This is a genomic window from Pseudomonas faucium (assembly GCF_021602585.1).
In the GTDB taxonomy this organism is placed as follows: Bacteria; Pseudomonadota; Gammaproteobacteria; order Pseudomonadales; family Pseudomonadaceae; genus Aquipseudomonas; species Aquipseudomonas faucium.
The window spans coordinates 122,994-142,314 of sequence record NZ_BQIP01000002.1 but is presented as its reverse complement, the minus strand read 5'-3'; the positions used below and the strand labels follow the sequence as shown (position 1 = coordinate 142,314).

20 protein-coding genes and 1 pseudogene are annotated in these 19,321 nt (G+C 62.6%); 8 read left to right on the top strand and 13 right to left on the bottom strand.

Annotated elements, in window-relative coordinates:
- Positions 1-26 precede the first annotated feature (26 nt).
- Entirely contained in the window at positions 27-692 is a 666-nt protein-coding gene (locus L6D75_RS03335) for a GntR family transcriptional regulator (protein WP_176511388.1), read from the top strand.
- Here L6D75_RS03335 and L6D75_RS03330 read toward each other — a convergent pair.
- From L6D75_RS03330 to L6D75_RS03315, 4 genes and pseudogenes are all read right to left on the bottom strand, one after another.
- Positions 687-1,604, bottom strand: coding sequence for a SphA family protein (locus tag L6D75_RS03330; protein WP_236193415.1), 918 nt, complete (start codon positions 1,602-1,604; stop codon positions 687-689). The two genes, L6D75_RS03335 and L6D75_RS03330, sit on opposite strands and share 6 nt — an antisense overlap.
- Before the next feature lie 21 nt (positions 1,605-1,625).
- Positions 1,626-2,165, bottom strand: coding sequence for a cupin domain-containing protein (locus L6D75_RS03325; RefSeq protein ID WP_176511389.1), 540 nt, complete (start codon positions 2,163-2,165; stop codon positions 1,626-1,628).
- A 45-nt stretch (positions 2,166-2,210) separates the two neighbouring features.
- Positions 2,211-3,326 (bottom strand): alcohol dehydrogenase catalytic domain-containing protein, encoded by a 1,116-nt coding sequence (locus L6D75_RS03320; RefSeq protein WP_176511390.1) that lies wholly within the window; start codon positions 3,324-3,326, stop codon positions 2,211-2,213.
- Positions 3,327-4,147: 821 nt separating this feature from the next.
- Positions 4,148-4,513, bottom strand: a pseudogene (locus tag L6D75_RS03315) (magnesium chelatase domain-containing protein); the annotation flags it as partial.
- Between the two features lie 255 nt (positions 4,514-4,768).
- Here L6D75_RS03315 and L6D75_RS03310 point away from each other — a divergent pair.
- Positions 4,769-6,793, top strand: coding sequence for a DUF4034 domain-containing protein (locus L6D75_RS03310; RefSeq protein ID WP_176511391.1), 2,025 nt, complete (start codon positions 4,769-4,771; stop codon positions 6,791-6,793).
- A gap of 12 nt (positions 6,794-6,805) precedes the next feature.
- On the opposite strand, the gene L6D75_RS03305 is transcribed toward L6D75_RS03310, so the two are convergent.
- Both L6D75_RS03305 and L6D75_RS03300 read right to left on the bottom strand, forming a co-directional pair.
- On the bottom strand, positions 6,806-7,234 hold the full coding sequence (locus L6D75_RS03305) for a TOBE domain-containing protein (RefSeq protein ID WP_176511392.1): 429 nt from the start codon (positions 7,232-7,234) through the stop codon (positions 6,806-6,808).
- A 24-nt stretch (positions 7,235-7,258) separates the two neighbouring features.
- Complete coding sequence (locus L6D75_RS03300) at positions 7,259-7,522, bottom strand: accessory factor UbiK family protein (protein WP_176511393.1); 264 nt, start codon at positions 7,520-7,522, stop codon at positions 7,259-7,261.
- 365 nt (positions 7,523-7,887) lie between these two features.
- On the opposite strand from L6D75_RS03300, the gene glnK reads away from it, so the two are divergent.
- The 3 genes from glnK to sutA all read left to right on the top strand — a co-directional run bounded on the left by glnK (position 7,888) and on the right by sutA (position 10,363).
- A complete protein-coding gene (glnK, locus tag L6D75_RS03295) occupies positions 7,888-8,226 on the top strand; it encodes a P-II family nitrogen regulator (protein ID WP_002555808.1) in 339 nt (112 codons plus the stop codon).
- A gap of 47 nt (positions 8,227-8,273) precedes the next feature.
- Positions 8,274-9,605: an ammonium transporter gene (locus L6D75_RS03290; protein ID WP_176511394.1), complete on the top strand. Its 1,332-nt coding sequence runs from the start codon at positions 8,274-8,276 to the stop codon at positions 9,603-9,605.
- Between the two features lie 428 nt (positions 9,606-10,033).
- Positions 10,034-10,363 carry a transcriptional regulator SutA gene (gene sutA, locus L6D75_RS03285; protein ID WP_176511395.1) on the top strand — a complete coding sequence of 110 codons (330 nt, stop codon included), beginning with the start codon at positions 10,034-10,036 and terminating at the stop codon, positions 10,361-10,363.
- A 126-nt stretch (positions 10,364-10,489) separates the two neighbouring features.
- Here the strand turns inward: sutA and L6D75_RS03280 are convergent, their stop codons facing one another.
- The 6 genes from L6D75_RS03280 to lptM are packed head-to-tail and all read right to left on the bottom strand — an operon-like array spanning position 10,490 to position 15,100.
- Positions 10,490-11,185, bottom strand: a complete 696-nt coding sequence (locus L6D75_RS03280; protein WP_176511396.1) for an HAD family hydrolase — start codon at positions 11,183-11,185, stop codon at positions 10,490-10,492.
- Positions 11,182-12,081 carry a tyrosine recombinase XerC gene (gene xerC, locus L6D75_RS03275; RefSeq protein WP_176511397.1) on the bottom strand — a complete coding sequence of 300 codons (900 nt, stop codon included), beginning with the start codon at positions 12,079-12,081 and terminating at the stop codon, positions 11,182-11,184. Before xerC ends, L6D75_RS03280 begins: the two co-directional genes overlap by 4 nt.
- On the bottom strand, positions 12,081-12,791 hold the full coding sequence (locus L6D75_RS03270; protein WP_176511398.1) for a DUF484 family protein: 711 nt from the start codon (positions 12,789-12,791) through the stop codon (positions 12,081-12,083). Before L6D75_RS03270 ends, xerC begins: the two co-directional genes overlap by 1 nt.
- A 13-nt stretch (positions 12,792-12,804) precedes the next feature.
- The gene (gene dapF / locus L6D75_RS03265; RefSeq protein ID WP_176511399.1) at positions 12,805-13,635 is read right to left on the bottom strand and encodes a diaminopimelate epimerase; all 831 of its coding nucleotides are present in this window, start codon (positions 13,633-13,635) and stop codon (positions 12,805-12,807) included.
- Between the two features lie 4 nt (positions 13,636-13,639).
- Positions 13,640-14,887, bottom strand: coding sequence for a diaminopimelate decarboxylase (gene lysA, locus L6D75_RS03260; RefSeq protein WP_176511400.1), 1,248 nt, complete (start codon positions 14,885-14,887; stop codon positions 13,640-13,642).
- A gap of 9 nt (positions 14,888-14,896) precedes the next feature.
- A complete protein-coding gene (gene lptM / locus L6D75_RS03255) occupies positions 14,897-15,100 on the bottom strand; it encodes an LPS translocon maturation chaperone LptM (RefSeq protein WP_176511401.1) in 204 nt (67 codons plus the stop codon).
- Positions 15,101-15,288: 188 nt separating this feature from the next.
- Here lptM and cyaY point away from each other — a divergent pair, with 188 nt between their 5' ends.
- The 3 genes from cyaY to rnk all read left to right on the top strand — a co-directional run bounded on the left by cyaY (position 15,289) and on the right by rnk (position 16,378).
- Entirely contained in the window at positions 15,289-15,621 is a 333-nt protein-coding gene (cyaY, locus tag L6D75_RS03250) for an iron donor protein CyaY (protein ID WP_012312194.1), read from the top strand.
- Between the two features lies 1 nt (position 15,622).
- Positions 15,623-15,835, top strand: coding sequence for a DUF1289 domain-containing protein (locus L6D75_RS03245; protein WP_176511402.1), 213 nt, complete (start codon positions 15,623-15,625; stop codon positions 15,833-15,835).
- A gap of 132 nt (positions 15,836-15,967) precedes the next feature.
- Positions 15,968-16,378, top strand: a complete 411-nt coding sequence (rnk, locus tag L6D75_RS03240; RefSeq protein ID WP_176511403.1) for a nucleoside diphosphate kinase regulator — start codon at positions 15,968-15,970, stop codon at positions 16,376-16,378.
- Between the two features lie 3 nt (positions 16,379-16,381).
- On the opposite strand, the gene L6D75_RS03235 is transcribed toward rnk, so the two are convergent.
- A complete protein-coding gene (locus tag L6D75_RS03235; RefSeq protein ID WP_176511404.1) occupies positions 16,382-19,246 on the bottom strand; it encodes a class I adenylate cyclase in 2,865 nt (954 codons plus the stop codon).
- Positions 19,247-19,321: the final 75 nt, after the last annotated feature.

Sequence of the window (19,321 nt, the reverse complement as noted above, 5' to 3'; positions counted from 1 at the left end):
CATTCAGTCCTAGGAAAACCACAACGATGCAAGTGGCAAACAAGAAGACCGCTATCTACCAGCACATTTTGGAACGCCTACTGAATCGTAGATACGCGTTCGGTGAAAAGATTCTGGTAAAAGAAATTGGCGAAGAGACTGGAGTCAGTCGTCAGCCGATCATGACCGCGCTGAACAGCCTGCAGGAAAGGGGCTTTGTTGTGATCACAGCCCAGGTTGGATGTGAGGTTGTGCATCCTACACGTTTGGAAGTTGATGACTTCTACCAAATGTTTGCGAACAACGAAGCGTTAATCGCAGGGCTTGCTGCTGAACGTGGGGCCCCTGATGATGTGCTGCGTATGTCTGAAATCAACGACAAAATTAGAAGTATCAATCCAGCTCACAGCGATGCCGCCGACAGCTATCGGACATTGAACGTCGAATTCCATCGCCTGCTGCACGCAATGGCAAAATCGCCAATACTCTCGGCACGCCAAGTAGCAAATTTTGAGCTGTCCGACTTTTTTATCGTGCAGACCTGTGGCTTCCAAGTGCATTTGGATGCTGCTACTGACGAGCACGATGAGATTCTTGCAGCGCTAAAAACCAGAAACAGAAAGGCCGCAGCCAATGCGGCTGCGAGCCATATTCACAGTGTGGCCAAGGATGTCGTATCTAAAATGCCTGAGGAAGCGAAGCTAGCCTCATAGTGGGAAAGCGAACTCAAGCCATACTGAGTCGCCTTTAGGGCCGTTTTTGACCGCGGTCTCACGCATCCACTTGAGCACGACCCCTGACTTCTGATCAAACGCATAGAAAATCTGGGGGCCAACGGCTAATTTGCTCAGCCGATTCCCATCATCGAGGTCACCATGGTCGTAGCGATCATCGGTGACCTGTTTTGTGTAATACCCCACCAAGCCCAGCTGAATCTTGGGATTCGACTGCAGCCTGTAGCCGAGCAGGTAGTCGACGTTGAACACGTTGCCCGAGCGATAGTCGGTATCGTCATTCTTCGCATTGATGGTGAAGGTGGGTGCAATCGAGACCTCCCAGTTAGGATGGGGGAACCAGGTTAGGTCGAATTCTTGGGTATAGCTCGCATTGCCTGTCGGGCTATTAGCTAACTTATTACCGTCATAATTTCCCAACGGGACGAAGGCACTGAATCCAGTCAGTAAGTGCAAATTTTCTGAAGGCGAGTAGCCGACATAGAGAGGGGTTAGGTACAGCTGCCTGAAGCCTGAGTCTGTATCGCTATTTCCGAACGCCCCAACCTTAATTTTGTTTGCTGATCCGATGATTCCGCTGCTGAGTGTAACGCCGCTATCAAACTTCACATCCCATGTATGTACCACACGAATAGCCTGAACAAAGTTTTCGAGGCTGAATCCAGGGACAGAAGATTTGCCACTGTTGTCTTTGAAGCTATCCGCCTTGTAGTAGGCGGTATAACTGTACAAAGAGGTTTCACCTGGGAGAGGCAATATTGCTGGAAGAACGGTCTGTACGCCCAGCGGCCAAACGGTATCCCCATTTTCAGTGCCGTAACATAGCGAAGAAACGAGCAAAGAGCAGCCGAGCGCGCTGACAGCGCCAGCGCGTGTTACATAACTTTTCATTGTTATTATCCTATGTAATTTTTACCGCTGAGAGTGGGCACCAATCAGAACGAATGTAACCAGTGCAGGTTCGGTCCCAGGGTTCCGCCAAGCATGAATGTTGCCTTGCTGCACAACGATGTCTCCGCTCGCGAGCTCCCTGATCTGGCCGTCATCCAGTTCAAGAACGAGTGGACCTTTGACCACAATGCCGTAGTCGATCGTCGGGGAGGCGTGCATACCTGGTCGCGCTGGGTCGAAGCATTCATAAAGCCCAAGCAGGCGGCGTTGCTGCTCAGCATGAGCTTCCTCGGGATTGAAATCCGAGGACTGGAAGATTGAGTCAGGCGGGAAGCTCACCGCCAGGCACTTAGTTTCTCCAGGCTGTGGCAGCAGAGAAGAGGTGGCTTGAACCGGGTCGTGAAATTCTTCAGGAAGGGTCGGAGATGCCACCGTTTCCCAGATCAAAGAGGTAGCGAATCCTGGAATCTTTTTGTACTCATACGTCTGAGGCGCCACACCGTCGGCAAGGAATACCGCTTTACCGTTCTGCGTACCCGCAACCACTCGTCTCACTTTCATGTTCGGTCTCCGATTGAGCGCCGCCCGATCGAGCGGCGCTGCACTTCAGGTCAGGCTGGGATTGATAACAACGTTGGTGAAACCGCCTTTGCGATCTGCTATTGCGTCCATCGCCTCGTTGACCTGTTCGATGGCGAAGACCTCCTGGTCGAATACCGACAGATCCAAGGTGCCGGCGGCAGCCATTTCGGCCATGTCCTGACCTTCTGCCACAGTGAACCAGAGGGAGCCGATGACGCTGATTTGGAAGCACATGAGTTTGAACATCGGTACCGGCAGGTCCTCAGACATCCCGCCGATATCTACCATGCGGCCGCCGCGGCGAAGCGCACCAATTGCCTCAACGGTAAGCTCATGAGGAGCACCCGGGCCAACCGCATCGATGAAGACGTCAGCACCGAGCTCATCGGTATGCTTCCGAACCCAATCACCCAATGGCTCATCGCCGACGGAAATCGTGAAAATGCGATCTGGGGCGAGAGCACGTACGCGCTCCAGCAATTGGCGGTTTCGGGCCATCGCGAAGATTTTTGTAGCACCCATGGCCAGGGCAAGCAGGACTGCCCCGAGCCCTAGCGTTCCGGTGGCGCCACTGATCAACACAGACTGACCAGAACACACACCTGCTTTTCGAAGGGCCGAATATGCGGTGCCGAGATAGCCAAACCGGCATCCTTGCTCGAAGGAGATTGCTTCAGGGAGCTTGACCAAGCCCGACGCCGGCGCGGTCATGTATTGGCACAGTCCGCCGTAGGGGTAGTCTTCGAAGATTTCTTGGGAGCCAGGGCCAAACCCGAAGTAGCCCTGGAAAGTGAATGCAGTGCAGTTGATGTGCTGACCGCGCAGACAGGCATGACAGGAGCCGCAGCTACGTCCGGGGTTCACGTACACGCGGTCTCCGACTTTAATGCCGTGCACGCCTTCGCCCACTTCTTTAACGATACCAGCAGCATCCAAGCCGTAAACCGCCGGTAGCTTCGGAAGCGGGAGGTAGGGGAACCAGGTGGAGTAGCTCTCGATGACATTGCGAAGGTTAGGTACCAAGTTGCAAGCCTTCACCTCTACCACCACGTCATGCGCACGGGGTCTAGGGACCTCGATCGAGTCGAGTTGGAAGGTCGGACCAACCTCATGCAGACGGGCAGCTTTCATCATGCTCATTTCTATTTTCCTTATTTTCATTGGGCCAGAGGCCGTGGGCGCTAAACAGAGAGACCCCTCTAGCTCGCGAAAGCGAAGGGATTGATCTGCTTGGGAAAACGAGTCGGAGAAGATCTGCCTTGCTGGCAGGCTTCAGGGGATCGCGTCACATGCCAGTGTGACGAGAAGGGAAAGGAGTCTTTGCACGCAATGCTGACCATGATGGGCACCGCTTGTTTGTAGTTATAAAGTCATCATGCATTACTGGAATGCTAGCATGCAAGAGGCGTTTCGACAGACGGGAGAAACCCCTAGTCGGTGGCTTTACGAGGTCTGCTGATCAAGGAGTCAGCTGCCTGGGTAATATTTAGCTAGGCGCTGAGCCGGGATTGGACAAGACAGGGCGCAAACATCAATAGAGATTCTGCTCAACGCCAGTAAGCTTTTTGGGAGGAGAAAGTGGGGTGGATTGAGTGCCCTGGCAGGAGTGAAATCGCCGAAAACCCCCGCAAATAGGGCGTTGTAAACTAGTTTTTTTCACTGTAAACCACAGTGGTTTACAGTGAAAAAAACAGGTTTACACCGATGCTCTGAAGGGGCCTCGTAGAGGCTCCCCAGGCAGCATTGCCTTGTTAGAAATCTTGGGCTGGTTCAGCGGCTATGAGGTTCAAAACTCGCGAATCTAGCATGAGCGGCTAAGACCCCGACTGTTCTGGCATCGTCGGACAATGCTATTTGCAGCTGTAGCTTGGCAGAGCGTGACTGCATAGCGAAGAACGTGATTCACGTAGTAAGTCTCCATTGCTTAAGACCCAGCATGAATGCATGGCTTTCGGTCCGCCTAAACCCTGTACCGGGCGCAGCTTGCCGGACAGCGCCAGTTCGCCCAGGCATTCGAGGTCGACCAGTGCCGCCACCGGCACCTGTGCGTCGGCGGCAAGGATGCCCAGGGCGATGGCAAGGTCGTAGCGCCCGCCATCCTTGGGCAGGTCGGCGGGGGCGAGGTTCTGCGTTATGCGCCGTTGCGGGTAGTTCAGCCCGGAGTTGACGATGGCGCTGCGCACCCGGTCCTTGCTTTCCTTGACGGTGGTTTCCGGCAAGCCGACCAGGGTGAGGTGGGGCAGGCCGTTGGCCAGGTGGGTTTCGACGCTGACCGCCGGCGCCTGCACGCCTACCTGGGCGCGGCTGTGAACGAGGGCAAGGGACATGGACGCTCCGTTGTCGCGGATGAGGGCGCCGCTTCCTGCGGCCCTGGCAAGCATAGCGAGGCGCAGGGGCGGCAACGCAACAAGAATGCGTCGGGGTTTTTCCGGTCAGGGATTTTCCCTGCGCATTCATACAATCTGACAAATAATGGATCCAATATCTTTGCGCAGCGCCGAACTATGGCTTAGTGTTCAAAGGTTATTGCCGTTGCCACCGGACGACAACGCGATCCAGAAAATGGACTTAAGGTACTGCCCGTGCAAACCCTCAATCACACCCGCCAGCAGATTCGCGAACGGGTGCAAGCCAATGAATTCGCCGAACTCAGCCGCTTCTTCGATAGCCTTCAGGTGCATTGGCAGCAGGCGCCGCCCGGTGCCTGCCCGGCCTACATGGAAGCCGTGCAGGGGCATATGCTGCTCGACTGGGACAGCCACGGCAGCAAGGCGCTGACCCAGCTGCTCAGGGCGTGGGTCGACGCCTGCCCCAAGGCTTATCACCCGCAAGTCGCGATGGGCTTCCATTGCCTCAACCGTGCCTGCCACATCCGTGACAGCGCTGGCGCCAATGCCATTTCCCAAGCGCGCAGGCTGGCGGCCGAGCAGGCCTGCGAGATGGCTGCGGCGCACTTCCTGCGGGCCATGGAGCGCAACTCGCAACCGGTGGCGGCGGCCATCGGGCTGCTGCAGATCAGCCGGCATTTCCATGAGCCGGGCTGGCTGGTCGAACTGTTTCTGGGCCAGGTGGCACGCTTTCGACCCAGCGCCCACGCCGATGTGGAAGTGCAGGAGGCGGCAGCGCCGCTGCTGGTCAAATACGGCCTGGCACCGCTGGTGGAGCTGCCGCAGTCATTGCCTGGCTGCCTTGAGGCGCGCCTGCCTGAAGGGGAGGGTGCCAAGGATTACTGGCTGCGCCATGCGCTGGCCTGGCAGCCCGGTTGCTTCGAGGCGATAGAAGCGTTTGCACGTTACCTGACGCCGCAATGGGGCGGCAGCTACCAAGCCATCGATGATCTTGCCAATGGCCCACTGTGCCAGCGCTGGGATGAGCCGCTGCGCAATGGCATCCGCTGGTTGGCCGTGGAAGACGCGTTCTGGCTTCCGGGCTCGGAGCAGTCGCCACACATCGAGGCTTGGCAGCACACTATCGAGGCCTGGGCGAAGCGGGACCTCAGGGCCAAGGAGCGCGCGACTTTGCTGGCCTTGCGCGGTGCCCTGCGCTACGCATCGCTGCAGGATTACCCGGGTGCGCAGCAGGACTTCATCGACAGCGTCGAGCTCTACCCAGACCAGGGTTTCGTATCGACCATCGGCCAGCCGTTCTACAGCTTCGTCTGCCTGGTGTTGTTCCAGGGAAAGCCAGAGATCATCCCCGCTTTTCGTACCGCCATCGAGCGCCTCTGTGAAAGCCGCAGGCAGGCCGCAGCCTGCGCACTGCGGGCGGTAGGGCACCAGTTCGGCCTGTGGGGTTTCCAGCCATGCAGCGAGCAGGCAAGCGCCTGGTTGCAGGCTGCGGTCAGTCGCCAGTGCGGGCGCGAGGGCCTGGGTTTCGATGTGCTGGAAGTGCCTCGCCTGCTCTGGGCCGCCAGGCAGCACGAGGCGGCGTATTTCCTTTTCCAGCAGTGCGCCGAGCGCAAGCTGCCAGACGCCGCCGCCGCGCTGTATGCGTTGCACTGCGGGCACATGGCCGACACGCCCGAGCACTACCAGAATGCGGCGTCAGCGCAGCATTGGCTGGTGTGCGCGGCGCAGTCAGGCAGCCAGTTGGCCAAGTACGACCTGGCCTGCCAGCGCATGCGCGACAGCCAGGCGCTGCGCGAGCGTGGTGCGATGCTGGCGGTCAGGCGCTTGCTGCTCGACTGCCTGGGCAACGAGCAGCTCGATGCCCGGGCACGCCTGCAGCTGGGCGTGCTGCAACGATCATTCGGCGATGAGCGCGAGCATGCGGAAGGGGTCGCCTACCTGCTGGGGCTGGTCGAGTTTCCCGATGTGGCAGTCGCCGGGCGCGCCTGCGCGGAACTGGCGCTGGCGTGGATGCATGGCCAGGGCACCCGCAAGCAGAGCCGCTTTGCCGCCATCGAGTGGGCCAACCGGGCGCTGGCGCTGCAACCTGAAGATGTGGCCATCGAGCAGATACATGCGCAGATACTCAATTCGCACAGTGTGGTGAAGACGCTGATCACGGTGTGCGGCGCCACCTTGTTTCGCGGCGACCTGCATGCCCGGGAGCTGCCGCCGAAAGCCGGCGGCCCTGCAACGGACCGCCAGCGGGCGTCTGCTTGAGGCGCCGCCGCCTTACGGCTTGGCGCCAAGAATGATGTGCGACGCCTTGATCAGCGCGGTGGCCTTCACGCCAGGCGCCAGGCCCAGCTCCTGCACGGCCTCGCGGGTGACGATGGCGAACACTTCGGTACCACCGGCCAGCTTCAGCACCACTTCGGCGTTGACCGCGCCGTCGCCCACGCGCACCACTTCGCCTTCCAGGGCGTTGCGGGCGGAGAGCCGGTAGCCGGCGGCATCGGTCATCAGCACCACCCATGGCGCCTTGACCAGCGCCACCGCCTGCTTGCCGACGTTGATGTTGAGGTTGTGCAGGCTGGCCATGGTCACCACGGCCACCAGCTTCTCACCGCCGCCCAGGGTCAGTTCGACCTCGGCGTTGACCGCGCCGGGCTGAACGGCGCTGACGGTCCCTTCAAAGACATTGCGGGCACTGACTTTCATGGTGAGGCACTCCTTTGGCGGGTTTTATTCCTGCGGGGCTGGCGCCAGCCGGGCTTCCAGCTCGGCAACCTGCTTTTCCAGGGCTTCCAGGCGTGCGCGGGTGCGCGCCAGGACCACCATCTGGCTGTCGAATTCGTCGCGGCTGACCAGGTCCAGCTTGCTGAAGGCACCTTGCATCAGCACTTTGAACTGGCTTTCGAGTTCGGCGCGGGGCTGGGCGGTGTCGCTGCTGAAAAGGCGCGAGGCCTGGTCGCTCAGGGCGTCGAGAAGGGCTTTGGGCGCGAGCATGTGCGGCTGTCCACTGAATCTGAGAAATGGCCCGCAGTGTAGCACGGTGCAAATGGCCCTTCTGATTGCACGTTTTTCGAGCAGCCTGCCGCGCCTGCGCGCACCGAAGTTGTGCATCTTTTTCGTACTGGCGACTGGCCAATGCCCGCTGCTACATGCAAGGCACTGTTTTCCCGTGCATTAACGGAACTGGCAAGGATTCTGCAAAGACCTGACTGAGCCATGCACTGATGCAGTTCCTTGTGACCAGGCAGTGCGCACGCGGAGCCGGATGCCGACGACGCGTTACAAAGCCAAGCGCTGCGCTTAGACTTGAGACGGGTTTGTTTTCCTGGGGCAAGTCCACCAAATCGGGAGAGAGTTTCATGAAGCTAGTCACAGCCATCATCAAGCCGTTCAAGCTGGACGACGTGCGCGAGTCGCTGTCGGAAATCGGCGTGCAGGGCATTACCGTCACCGAAGTCAAAGGCTTCGGCCGGCAGAAGGGCCACACCGAGCTGTATCGCGGTGCGGAGTACGTGGTCGATTTCCTGCCCAAGGTGAAGATCGACGTGGCCATCGACGACAAGGACCTCGATCGCGTGATCGAAGCCATCACCAAGGCAGCCAACACCGGCAAGATCGGTGACGGCAAGATCTTCGTGGTGAATCTGGAGCAGGCGATCCGCATCCGTACCGGCGAAACCGATACCGACGCGATCTAAGCGCCGAACAACGCCTCACCAAACCCAACGCCCCAGGAGAAAACAACATGACTCTGCGTAAGATCGCAGGGCTAGGAGCCCTATTGTCCCTCGTAATGCCGGGCCTTGCCCTGGCAGAGGATGCTGCCCCGGTGCTGAACTCCGGCGACACCGCCTGGATGCTCACCTCCACGGCGCTGGTGCTATTCATGACCATCCCGGGCCTGGCCCTGTTCTATGGCGGCATGGTGCGTTCCAAGAACGTGCTGTCGGTGATGATGCAGTGCTTCGCCATCACGGGCCTGATCAGCATTCTCTGGGTCGTGTACGGCTACAGCATGGCCTTCGATACCACCGGTATGGAAAAGGGCGTGCTCAACTTCAATTCCTTCGTCGGCGGCTTCTCCAAGGCGTTTCTCAGCGGCGTCACGCCGTCTGGGCTGACTTCCGCCACCGCGCTGTTCCCCGAAGCCGTCTTCATCACCTTCCAGATGACCTTCGCCATCATCACCCCGGCGCTGATCGTCGGTGCCTTCGCCGAACGCATGAAATTCTCGGCGATGCTGGTGTTCATGGGTATCTGGTTCACCCTGGTCTACGCACCGATCGCGCACATGGTCTGGAGCGGTGACGGCGCGCTGCTGTGGGACTGGGGCGTGCTCGACTTCGCCGGCGGCACCGTGGTGCACATCAACGCCGGTATCGCCGGCCTGGTCTGCTGCCTGGTGCTGGGCAAGCGCAAAGGCTACCCGACCACGCCGATGGCCCCGCACAACCTGGGCTACACCCTGATGGGCGCAGCCATGCTGTGGGTCGGCTGGTTCGGCTTCAACGCAGGCTCCGCCGCCGCGGCCAACGGCACCGCCGGCATGGCCATGCTGGTGACGCAGATCGCCACTGCTGCTGCGGCATTGGGCTGGATGTTCGCCGAGTGGATCTTCCACGGCAAACCCAGCGCCCTGGGCATCGCCTCCGGCGTGGTGGCCGGCCTGGTGGCCATCACCCCGGCAGCGGGCACCGTGGGCCCGATGGGCGCCCTGGTGATCGGCCTGGCCTCTGGCGTGATCTGCTACTTCTGCGCCACCAGCCTCAAGCGCAAGCTGGGCTATGACGACTCGCTCGACGCCTTTGGCGTGCATGGCATCGGCGGCATCGTGGGGGCCATCCTCACCGGTGTGTTCGCGGCACCGGCCCTGGGCGGCTTCGGCGCGGTCACCGATATCGGGGCTCAGGTCTGGGTTCAGGCCAAGGGCGTGATCTTCACCGTGGCCTACACCGCCATCGTCACCTACGTGATCCTCAAGGTGCTGGATGTGGTGATGGGCCTGCGGGTCAACGAAGAAGAAGAGTCGGTCGGCCTCGACCTGGCTCAACACAACGAACGCGGCTACAACCTGTAACTGCGACGCTGGAAAACTTGCCCGGCTTGCCGGGCATTTTTTTGCCTGTTTTTTGCCATTTCCCGCAGGGCAAACGGTTTATCACTCACGTTCGCGACGTAGGGCGAAAACTTACAACGGGCAGGGCGTTTATGGAGCTTTGCTTTTTCCACGGGCGCGCTAGAATGCGCGCCGAGGGGTGTAAGACGAGATGTCCGCGCACCCGCTCAGCCTTTGCTAGGCTTGCCAATAGCGTGTGGCCAGCAGGGGATCAAGGTTTTGTCAGGCCCTGCCAGGAGCAGGGTCTGCTGGGTGCCGACTCCCATCAGGAGCGCCGACCCAAGGGCAGTGGCCTAACCCACGGCCAGTTGAATTTTCACTGGTGGCTGCCGGTCTACGGCTGCACTGGTCTATAACTAACCTGCTTTTCGCAAGTCATGAGGTAGAACATGAGCGACGACGATCTGGAAAATGATGACCTCGAAGTAGGCGACGAAGACGAGGCGGATGACGGCCTCGAAGCGGCAGCCGAAGATGGCGCTGAAGATGCTGGCGATGACGACAGCAGCCCGGCACCCACTGCCAAGGGCAAGTCCAAGGCGGCTGTCTCGGTAGACGAGATGCCGAGCATGGAAGCCAAGCAGAAGGAGCGTGATGCCCTGGCCAAGGCGATGGAAGAGTTCCTTTCTCGCGGTGGCAAGGTGCAGGAAGTCGAGGCCAACGTGGTCGCCGACCCGCCCAAGAAGCCGGACAACAAGTACGGCAGCCGCCCTATCTGAGTGGCTGAGCACAAAAAAGCCCGCCGTCGCTGCGGGCTTTTTTGTGCCTGGTGGTTTCCCCACAAAGGTCGCTAATGCCCTCTGTGGGAGCCGGTTTGCCGGCGATGGGCTGCAAATCAGCCCCTGTCAGCGCCAGCGCGCAATCACTTCAGGCAGCTGGGATAACCGCTGAATTTCTGCATCGGGCGCTTTATCGCCACTCCAGGCCTTGCCTTGCGGGTTGAACCACACCGCCCGCAGCCCGGCCCGCTGCGCCCCGCCAATGTCATCGCCAGGGTGGTCGCCCACATGCACCGCGGCACCAGCCTCGACCTCGCCGCGCTTGAGCGCCTCCATGAACGGCGCCGGGTCCGGCTTGCCGATCCCCAGGTCTTCGGCACACAGGGCGAACGCGAAGTAATCCGAAAGCCCCAGGCGGCGCACATCGGCATTGCCGTTGGTGACCACGCCCAGGGTGTAGTGATGGCGCAGAATTTCCAGCACCGGCTGCACCTCGGGAAACACCTCGACCTGGTGCCGGGCATGCAAAAACACCTCAAAACCTTCGTTGGCCAACGCCTGTGCCTGCTTTTCGCTGTAACCGACCTCTTCCAGCGCGTGGCACAGCACGCGCCGGCGCAGGGCGCTGATGCGGTGCTTGAGGCCCGGTTCGGCCTGCACCAGGCGTTCACGGATGGCGAACAGGTGTTCAACCGGCACGCCGCCGAGCACCGGGGCGTTGGCCTGCAGCCAGTCGCGCAGCACGACTTCCGCGCTGGCGATCACGGGCGCGGTGTCCCACAGGGTGTCGTCGAGGTCGAAGGTGATCAGCTTGATGCTCATGAGTCTGTGCCTTTGCTGCGTTTGGCCCGAGGGTGGGCGCTGTCGTACACCGCGGCCAGGTGCTGGAAGTCCAGGTGGGTGTAGATCTGCGTGGTGCTGATGTCGGCGTGGCCGAGCATTTCCTGCACCGCGCGCAGGTCCTGGGACGATTCCAGCACATGGCTGGCGAAGGAATGGCGAAGCATGTGCGGGTGCAGGTGCTGGCCCAGTTCGCGCTCGCCGGCCGCCTTGACCCGCATCTGGATGGCCCGTGGGCTGAGCCGGTTGCCCTGGCGGGTGATGAACACGGCGCTGTCGCGTGGGCCGCCGATGCCGCGCAGCCTGAACCAGGCCTGCAACGCCTCGCGGGCCTTGCGCCCCACCGGCAGCACGCGCGCCTTGCCGCCCTTGCCGAGCACCTGGACCAGCCCGGCGCTGAGGTCGAGGTGTTCGAGGTCGAGCTGGGTCAGTTCGGACAGGCGCAGGCCAGAGGAGTAGAACAGCTCGAGGATGGCCTGGTCGCGGCGGGCGATGAAGTCGTCGTCGACGCCGCCATCGAGCAGCTGCAGCGCGCGGTCGGTGTCCAGCACCTTGGGCAGCCGGCGCTCGCCCTTGGGCGCGCTCAGGCCGCTGGCCGGGTCGTGATTGCACAGCCCTTCGCGGTTGAGGTAGCGATACAGGCCGCGCACGGCCGACAACAGCCGCGCCAGGCTGCGCGAGGACTGGCCCTGGTGATGCTGGCGGGCGATGAGCTGGCGCAGTTGCTGGATCTGCAGGGCGCCCCAGCCGGCGATGCCCTGGGCGTTGCAGTATTCGATGACCTTGTCGAGGTCGCGCCGGTAGGCCAGCAGGGTGTGGTCCGACACCTGGCGCTCGTTGCGCAGGTGTGCGCAATAAGCCTCCAGCTGGCGCTCCATCAGCGCACCGGACGCAGGGTCTGGGTCACGCGGGGCACCACACGGCCGAGCACTTCGGCGATGTAACCGAGGAACAGCGTGCCGACGCTGCTCTTGTAGTGCTGCGGGTCACGGCTGCCGATCGCCAGCACGCCATGCAGCCCTTGGTATTCCAGTGCGGCGACGGCGCTGGAGCCCACTTCCAGGCGCTGCTCCTCGCCGAACAGGAAGGCCAGCTCCTTCTCGCGCAGGTTGCCGCTGACCGTCTTGCCGCCACCGAGCAAGCCGCCGATAGCCTGCTGGGCCTCGGTGTTGCTGACCCAGCGCCCGACTGGCGCGGCGTTGTCGCCGAACAGGATCAGGCTGACGAAGGGCACCTGAAACTCCTGGCGCAGGCTGTCTTCGACGGCCATCACCACTTCTTCCAGGCTGCCGGCGTCGAGCAGGTCGAGGATCAGCCGGCGGGTCTTGTCGAACAGCCGGTCGTTGTCCCGGGCCACGTCCATCAATTGCGACAGGCGATGGCGCATTTCGATGTTGCGATCGCGCAGCAGCGTGAGCTGGCGCTCCACCAGCGACACGCTGTCGCCGCGCTGGTGGGGGATACGCTGTTCGACCAGCAGTTCGTCGTGCTCGGCGAAGAAGGTTGGGTGGGCGCGCAGGTAGGCGACCACCGCTTCGGCATCGAGCTCGTTGGACTGCTGGGGTACAACCTTGGGCTGATCGGTCATGGCGGTTACTCGCTTAGAGACGAACCTGTCCTTCGTAGACGCGCACGGCCGGGCCGGTCATCAGCACGGGCTTGCCGGGGCCGGCCCATTCGATGTGCAGGCGGCCACCGGGCAGGTCGAGAGATACCGGGGAGTCCATCCAGCCTTGGCTGATGGCGGCCACCGCAGCGGCGCAGGCGCCGGTGCCGCAGGCCTGGGTTTCACCCGCGCCGCGTTCCCAGACGCGCAGGTTGGCGCGATGGCGGTCGATGACCTGGATGAAACCGGCATTCACCCGCTGCGGGAAGCGTGGGTGGTGTTCGATTTTCGGGCCCAGGGTGTGTACCGGTGCGCTGCGCACGTCATCGACGCGCAGCACGGCATGCGGGTTGCCCATGGACACGGCGGCAATCGAATGGACCTGGCCGTCGACTTTCAGCGGGTAGCTCAGCGCCTGCTCGTCGGCCACGAACGGGATCTCGGCCGGCACGAAGCGCGGCGGGCCCATGTCGACACTGACCTGGCCATCGTTCTGCACGTCCAGCACGATGATGCCGCTCTTGGTTTCCACGCGGATGCGCTTCTTCGCGGTCAGGCGCTTGTCCAGCACGAAACGGGCGAAGCAGCGCGCGCCGTTGCCGCACTGCTCGACCTCGGAGCCGTCGGCGTTGAAGATGCGGTAGCGAAAGTCCACTTCCGGGTTGCTCGGCGCCTCGACGATCAGCAGCTGGTCGAAGCCGATGCCGGTGTGGCGGTCACCCCATTGCTTGGCGTGCTTGGGCTGGATGTGAGCGTGCTGGCTGACCAGGTCGAGGACCATGAAGTCGTTGCCCAGCCCATGCATCTTGGTAAAGCGCAGCAGCATGGGGTCACTCCGGCAGCAGGCTTTCGCCAGCGTACAGTTCGGCGATGGTCTCGCGACGGCGTACTTCGAAAGCCTGGTCGCCGTCGACCAGGATTTCCGCGCAACGGCCACGGGTGTTGTAGTTGGAGCTCATGACAAAACCATAGGCGCCTGCCGACTGCACGGCCAGCAGGTCACCTTCGGCCAGGTTCAGCTGGCGGTCCTTGGCCAGGAAGTCGCCGGTTTCGCAGATCGGCCCGACCAGGTCGTAGGCACGGCCTTCGCCTTCGCGTGGGGTGACCGCGCTGACGCCCATCCAGGCCTGGTACAGGGCCGGGCGGATCAGGTCGTTCATCGCCGCATCGATGATGGCGAAGTCCTTGTGTTCGGTGTGCTTGAGGTATTCCACGCGGGTCAGCAGGACACCGGCGTTGGCCACGATGTAGCGGCCCGGCTCGAACACCAGGGCCAGGTCACGGTCGCCGACGCGCTCGCGGATGGCCTTGATGTAGTCGGCCAGCAGCGGCGGCTGCTCGTCGCGATAACGCACGCCGACACCGCCACCGAGGTCCAGGTGGCGCAGGTGGATGCCGCATTCGGCGAGGCGGTCGACCAGCACCAGCAGGCGGTCGAGGGCATCGAGGAACGGGTCGACGGTGGTCAGCTGCGAGCCGATGTGGCAGTCGACACCGACCACTTCCAGGTTCGGCAGCTGCGCGGCACGCACGTAGATGGCCTCGGCGTCGGCGATGGCGACGCCGAACTTGTTCTCTTTGAGGCCGGTGGAGATGTACGGGTGGGTGCCGGCGTCGACGTCCGGGTTGACCCGCAGCGAGATCGGCGCAACCTTGCCCATCTCGGCCGCCACGACCTGCAGGCGCTCGAGCTCGTCGGTGGACTCGACGTTGAAGCAGTGCACGCCGACTTCCAGGGCGCGGCGCATGTCTTCGCGGGTTTTGCCGACGCCGGAGAACACCACGCGATCGGCACGGCCGCCAGCGGCCAGCACACGCTCCAGCTCACCGCCGGAAACGATGTCGAAACCTGCACCCATGCGCGCCAGGATGTTCAGCACGCCGAGGTTGGAGTTGGCCTTGACCGCGAAGCAGACCAGGTGCTCGACGCCTTGCAGGGCATCGGTATAGCTGCGGTACTGGGCTTCGATGTGGGCGCGCGAGTAGACGTAGGTCGGGGTGCCGAAACGTTCGGCGATGGCCTGCAGGGCCACGCCTTCCGCGAACAGTTCACCGTCGCGGTAGTTGAAAGCGTTCATGAGATTTCCTTACTGCGCAGGCGACTGCTCGGGCTCGATGGGCTGCTCGTCCTGCGGCTGTACCGCCGGTGCGTGCTTGTGCTGATGCGACTTCTGGCTGCCTTTGCCATCCTTGCCGTCTTCGGGCAGGTACAGGGGGCCTTTCTGACCGCAGGCCGAAACGAGGCAGGCAACCGCGACCAGCGCCGCAAGTGAGGAAATCAGGCGCTTCATGGGTGAAATCCTTTGAAATATGCAGTATTGCGCCCGAGTATACCGAGCGACCGGCGGATTGCCTATGCAAGAGCCGGTCCGTCGGGCGGGCTATGCTTGTGGGCCAGCGGCTAACCTTTGCATTCGGCGCCAAGCGCCCGTATCTTGCCCGGCTTGCCTGTAATGCAGCCAATTTCGAGGTTCCTGCAATGAGTTTGAGCGAAGCGCGTTTCCATGATCTGGTCGACGCCACCCAACAGGCCCTGGAAGACCTGTTCGACGAGAGCGGCCTGGACCTGGACATGGAGAATTCCGCCGGCGTCCTCACCATCAAGTTCGACAACGGCAGCCAGCTGATCTTCAGCCGCCAGGAGCCGCTGCGCCAGCTGTGGCTGGCCGACCGCTCCGGTGGCTTCCACTTCGACTACGACGAAGAGAGCGGCAAGTGGGTGTGCGAGAAGAGCGAAGAGCTGCTTGGCGAAATGCTCGAGCGCATTGTCTGGGAGCGGGCCGGCGAGAAGCTGGACTTCGACGAGATCTGACATGACTGCCCAGGCGCGGCCAGCCAAGCCGCTGTACAGCAACGTCAGCCCCGCAGTGCCTTCGCCGTGCATCAGCGTGTGCCGGCTGGATGAGCACAAGGTGTGTACCGGTTGCCATCGCCACGTCGAGCATATTCGCGAATGGCGTGCGGCCGACGATGAACGGCGCCGGCAGATCTGCCGCGAAGCCGAGGCCCTGCGCGCACGGGCTTGAGTATTTGCCCGGCTGTGGTAGTGTCGAGGCATGCGTCGCTGACGCCGGAGCATTCACAAACCCCGCCCTTGGGCGGGGTTTTGCTTTATCTGCCCATCGAAAACCACCTGTTCAAAGGAGCCTGACTGGATCATGAGCACCAAGCCTTCCCTCATCCTCACCCGCTTGGACGTACAGCGTCTGGAGCGCCTGCTCGACAGCCTCGACGAAAGTACCCCGGGTGTGCTCGCCTTGCAGGACGAGCTGGACCGTGCCGACCAGGTGGTCGGCCATGAGGACGTGCCCGCCGGCGTGGTGACCATGAACTCGCGCGTGCACTGCCGCGAAGAGGCCAGTGGCAAGGACTATCACCTGACCCTGGTGTACCCGAAGGACGCAGGCCCCGAGGGCAACGTCTCGATCCTGGCACCTATCGGCTGCGCCTTGCTGGGCTTGTCGGTCGGCGACCAGATCGACTGGCCCGCCCCCGGCGGCAAGACCCTGAAGCTCAAGCTGCTGGCGGTCGAGTACCAGCCGGAAGCGGCGGGCGATTTCGACCTCTGAGCCTCAGGGCTCCAGGGTCGCCTGAAGCTGCGCCAGGCCATCGTTGAGCGCCTGCTCGAGCTCGCGCTTGTAGCGCAGGTACAGCAGGGTCGAACCCTGCTCATCCTCGAGCAGTTCCGACAAGTCCAGGTCAGTGATGTAGCAACGGTAGTGCCCGGCACAGCGGCGCTGGCCGAGGATCTGCCGGGCAACCACGGCATACAGCTCGTCGCCATGCTCCAGCTCGGAGAACTCCTGCTGGTCGCAGTACAACGTCACATGCACCTCATCCCCCGCGCCCGCCTGCACGATGGCCTGCACCTCGTAATACGGCAGGCCGTCGCCATCGACTGGCGCCGGGCGCGCCTCGCTGCTGCGCGCCTTGCCTGGCCCTGAGGGCAGCAGCTGCGCGTAGTGGATCTGCAGCGAGGCCTGTTGCACATAGTCCAACGGCAGCCGCGCATCGCGGCGCATCACCACCGAACGCAGAAAGCGCTGCAGCGGCAGCAACAGGTGGCTTTCGTCGTGCAGCGGCAGGCGCTGCTGCCACAGGGCGTTGTATTCATCCAGCACATACAGGTCGGCCCAGCCGTCGAACAGGCGGTAGAACACCTGGATGCAGTCGGCGCGGCCTTGCTCCAGCACCAGCGGCAGGTCGTGGTCCTGCAGGGCGTTGGCATCCAGGTGCAGGGGGCTGTAGACGCTGCGCTCTTCGGCCAGGTAGTCGAGCACGGCGGCATGCCCGCTCAGCGTCGCCAGGCTGACCTGGCCAGGCAACAGCTCCAGCACATGGGTGTACTGCGCCACTTGCAGCAGGTAGCGGTGGTTGCGGCCCTGGTCGAGCAGCAGTTGCACGGTATCGAAAATGTCCTCGACCCGCTGGCTGATGGCTTGCGCGCGGTTGTGGCAGAAGCAGCGCACCCGCACGCGCGGCCGGTGGCTGCGCTGGCCGAGGCTGTTGAGGAAATCGCGCAGGCAGCGCAGCAGGGCGTGTTCGCCGTCGTAGCGCTGCACCAGCACTTCGTTCCAGCTGTTGAGGGTGACCTGGTCGAAGGTCAGCACCAAATTTTCGCGCACCCCGGCGTAGCTCAGCGAGTCGGTGCGCTCGGTGGTCATCAGGATGTTCAGGTCGCGGTGCTGGCGCAGCGGGTCGATGCCGACGTTGACCAGCAACAGGATCTCGTCGGCCACGCTGGGTTGCAGCAGGCGCACTTCGCTGACCGGCTCCAGCGGCAAGGGGATGCTCTGCTGCAGGCTGCCGAGCAGGTTGAACAGCTCGAATTCGCTGAGGTCGCTTACCCCGGGGTGCAGCGCCAGGCGCGTGCTGCTGTCGATCACGCCGTTGCGGTGGGCCCAGGTCAGCAGCTCGAGCAGCTCGCGGCAGCGCTTGATCGGGCTGAAATGCTCCCATTCGTGCACGCCCAGGTTGCCGTTGTACAGGCTCCAGTGGTGGCTGCCGGGCTCCTTGCGGTTGGGTGAGTGGACCAGGGTCAGGGTGTCTTCAGCAAGGTCGGGGGCGATGCCGGGGTTGATCACTTCGATCTTGCCGGCGCGGCGCTCGAATGCCGCGTACAGGCGCCGGCCGAGCACATTCATGTCGCGCTGGTCGGCGCGGTTGCTGGCGTTCTGGTTCTGTGCGAACTGGCCGAGAAAGCGGTAGCTGTGGTTGAGCTCGGCCACCAGTTCGCGCCGCTCCAGCGCAACCTGGCGCACCTTCCACTGGCTGCGGCTGTCGAGCAGGGCCAGCTGGCGCTCATCCCAGCCCCATTCGTCTGCCAGGCGCTGCAGCAACTGGCGCTGCCAGCCATTGCTGCGGCTGCGCTCCAGGCCGCTGAGTTTCTTGTTGACCTTCAGGTACAGGCTGCGCCGCACCAGTTCAAGGCGCGTGGTCTCGCCGCGCTGCTGCAGGTAGCGCTCGATGCGGCGGTAGACCATCACGTAGGGGTCCAGCTCATCGAGGTTCAGGCGGTTGGCGAACACCGCCTCCTTGTAGTCCAGGCTCAGGCAGCGCACGGCGGGATATTCGCTGGCGTAGACCTCGGTCAGCAGCAGCTTGAGCAGCGACTTGTAGGGTGAGTCGATACCCTTGAACAGCTGCCACAGGCCGGCGCCGACGAACTCGCCGGCCGGGATGTGGGCCAGGTGGCCGAGGTCGAGGGCGTCGGTGCTGCGGATGAAGCGCTTGCTCAGCAAGGTTTCGCTGTAGCGCTGATAGTGCTGCTCTTCATACACCGGCACCAGCCACCACAGCGGCGTGCGCCCGGCCAGCCAGATGGCGGTGCGGTAGAACTCGTCGAGCAGCAGGTAGTGCTGGGTGGTGCCGCAATCGTCGGAACTGAGCTGGCCGTCACGCAGGCCTTGGGCGAAGCCCTGCGGGTCGATGAGGAAAAAGTGCGCCTCGGCGCCCAGGCTGGCGGCCCAGGCCTCGAGCAACTGGCACTTGCGCTGCAGCTCTTCGCGCTGGCTGTCGTCCAGGCCGGGGGCATGGCACACCCACAGGTCCATGTCGCTCTGTTCGGCCTGGGCCAGGGAGCCGAGGCTGCCCATCAGGAACAGCCCGTGGATCGGGCGGTGAGGGTTGCCCAGGCGCGTCTTGTAGGTGAACGAGCGGGCCAGCCGCTGGCCTTCGGCGACCAGCCCGGCAGCCGGCTCGAAGCCCGATATGCCGGCCGGGGTACTGCCGGAGACATAGCCTGGCAGCAGCGGATGGTTGACGTGGAACAGCAGCGGCAGCAGGGTCAGCACTTGCTGCTGGCGGGTCGAAAGCCCTTCCATGGCACGCTCGAGGCGGCCCTGGTTGAGTTGCAAGAAGCGCGCACGCAGCTTCGCCAGCACCTTGCGGTCGATGCCGTCGTCCAGGTCCGGGCGGATTTCGTGGGGGTGGTTCATTGCGCACTCAGGGGCAGGCCGGGGAAGCTTTGGCGAGTTTAGCCTGAGTGGAGCACTCGGATAAGCTGCGATTGG

What these genes read in the sequence shown, in the direction of transcription:
- cyaY (WP_012312194.1), top strand. Translation starts at nt 15,289, where the DNA reads ATGAGTTTGAGCGAAGCGCGTTTCCATGATCTGGTCGACGCCACCCAA.
- L6D75_RS03330 (WP_236193415.1), bottom strand. Translation starts at nt 1,604, where the DNA reads ATGAAAAGTTATGTAACACGCGCTGGCGCTGTCAGCGCGCTCGGCTGC.
- sutA (WP_176511395.1), top strand. Translation starts at nt 10,034, where the DNA reads ATGAGCGACGACGATCTGGAAAATGATGACCTCGAAGTAGGCGACGAA.
- L6D75_RS03305 (WP_176511392.1), bottom strand. Translation starts at nt 7,234, where the DNA reads ATGAAAGTCAGTGCCCGCAATGTCTTTGAAGGGACCGTCAGCGCCGTT.
- L6D75_RS03300 (WP_176511393.1), bottom strand. Translation starts at nt 7,522, where the DNA reads ATGCTCGCGCCCAAAGCCCTTCTCGACGCCCTGAGCGACCAGGCCTCG.
- L6D75_RS03320 (WP_176511390.1), bottom strand. Translation starts at nt 3,326, where the DNA reads ATGAGCATGATGAAAGCTGCCCGTCTGCATGAGGTTGGTCCGACCTTC.
- lptM (WP_176511401.1), bottom strand. Translation starts at nt 15,100, where the DNA reads ATGAAGCGCCTGATTTCCTCACTTGCGGCGCTGGTCGCGGTTGCCTGC.
- xerC (WP_176511397.1), bottom strand. Translation starts at nt 12,081, where the DNA reads ATGGAGCGCCAGCTGGAGGCTTATTGCGCACACCTGCGCAACGAGCGC.
- L6D75_RS03270 (WP_176511398.1), bottom strand. Translation starts at nt 12,791, where the DNA reads ATGACCGATCAGCCCAAGGTTGTACCCCAGCAGTCCAACGAGCTCGAT.
- dapF (WP_176511399.1), bottom strand. Translation starts at nt 13,635, where the DNA reads ATGCTGCTGCGCTTTACCAAGATGCATGGGCTGGGCAACGACTTCATG.
- L6D75_RS03335 (WP_176511388.1), top strand. Translation starts at nt 27, where the DNA reads ATGCAAGTGGCAAACAAGAAGACCGCTATCTACCAGCACATTTTGGAA.
- rnk (WP_176511403.1), top strand. Translation starts at nt 15,968, where the DNA reads ATGAGCACCAAGCCTTCCCTCATCCTCACCCGCTTGGACGTACAGCGT.
- L6D75_RS03280 (WP_176511396.1), bottom strand. Translation starts at nt 11,185, where the DNA reads ATGAGCATCAAGCTGATCACCTTCGACCTCGACGACACCCTGTGGGAC.
- glnK (WP_002555808.1), top strand. Translation starts at nt 7,888, where the DNA reads ATGAAGCTAGTCACAGCCATCATCAAGCCGTTCAAGCTGGACGACGTG.
- L6D75_RS03245 (WP_176511402.1), top strand. Translation starts at nt 15,623, where the DNA reads ATGACTGCCCAGGCGCGGCCAGCCAAGCCGCTGTACAGCAACGTCAGC.
- lysA (WP_176511400.1), bottom strand. Translation starts at nt 14,887, where the DNA reads ATGAACGCTTTCAACTACCGCGACGGTGAACTGTTCGCGGAAGGCGTG.
- L6D75_RS03325 (WP_176511389.1), bottom strand. Translation starts at nt 2,165, where the DNA reads ATGAAAGTGAGACGAGTGGTTGCGGGTACGCAGAACGGTAAAGCGGTA.
- L6D75_RS03290 (WP_176511394.1), top strand. Translation starts at nt 8,274, where the DNA reads ATGACTCTGCGTAAGATCGCAGGGCTAGGAGCCCTATTGTCCCTCGTA.
- L6D75_RS03235 (WP_176511404.1), bottom strand. Translation starts at nt 19,246, where the DNA reads ATGAACCACCCCCACGAAATCCGCCCGGACCTGGACGACGGCATCGAC.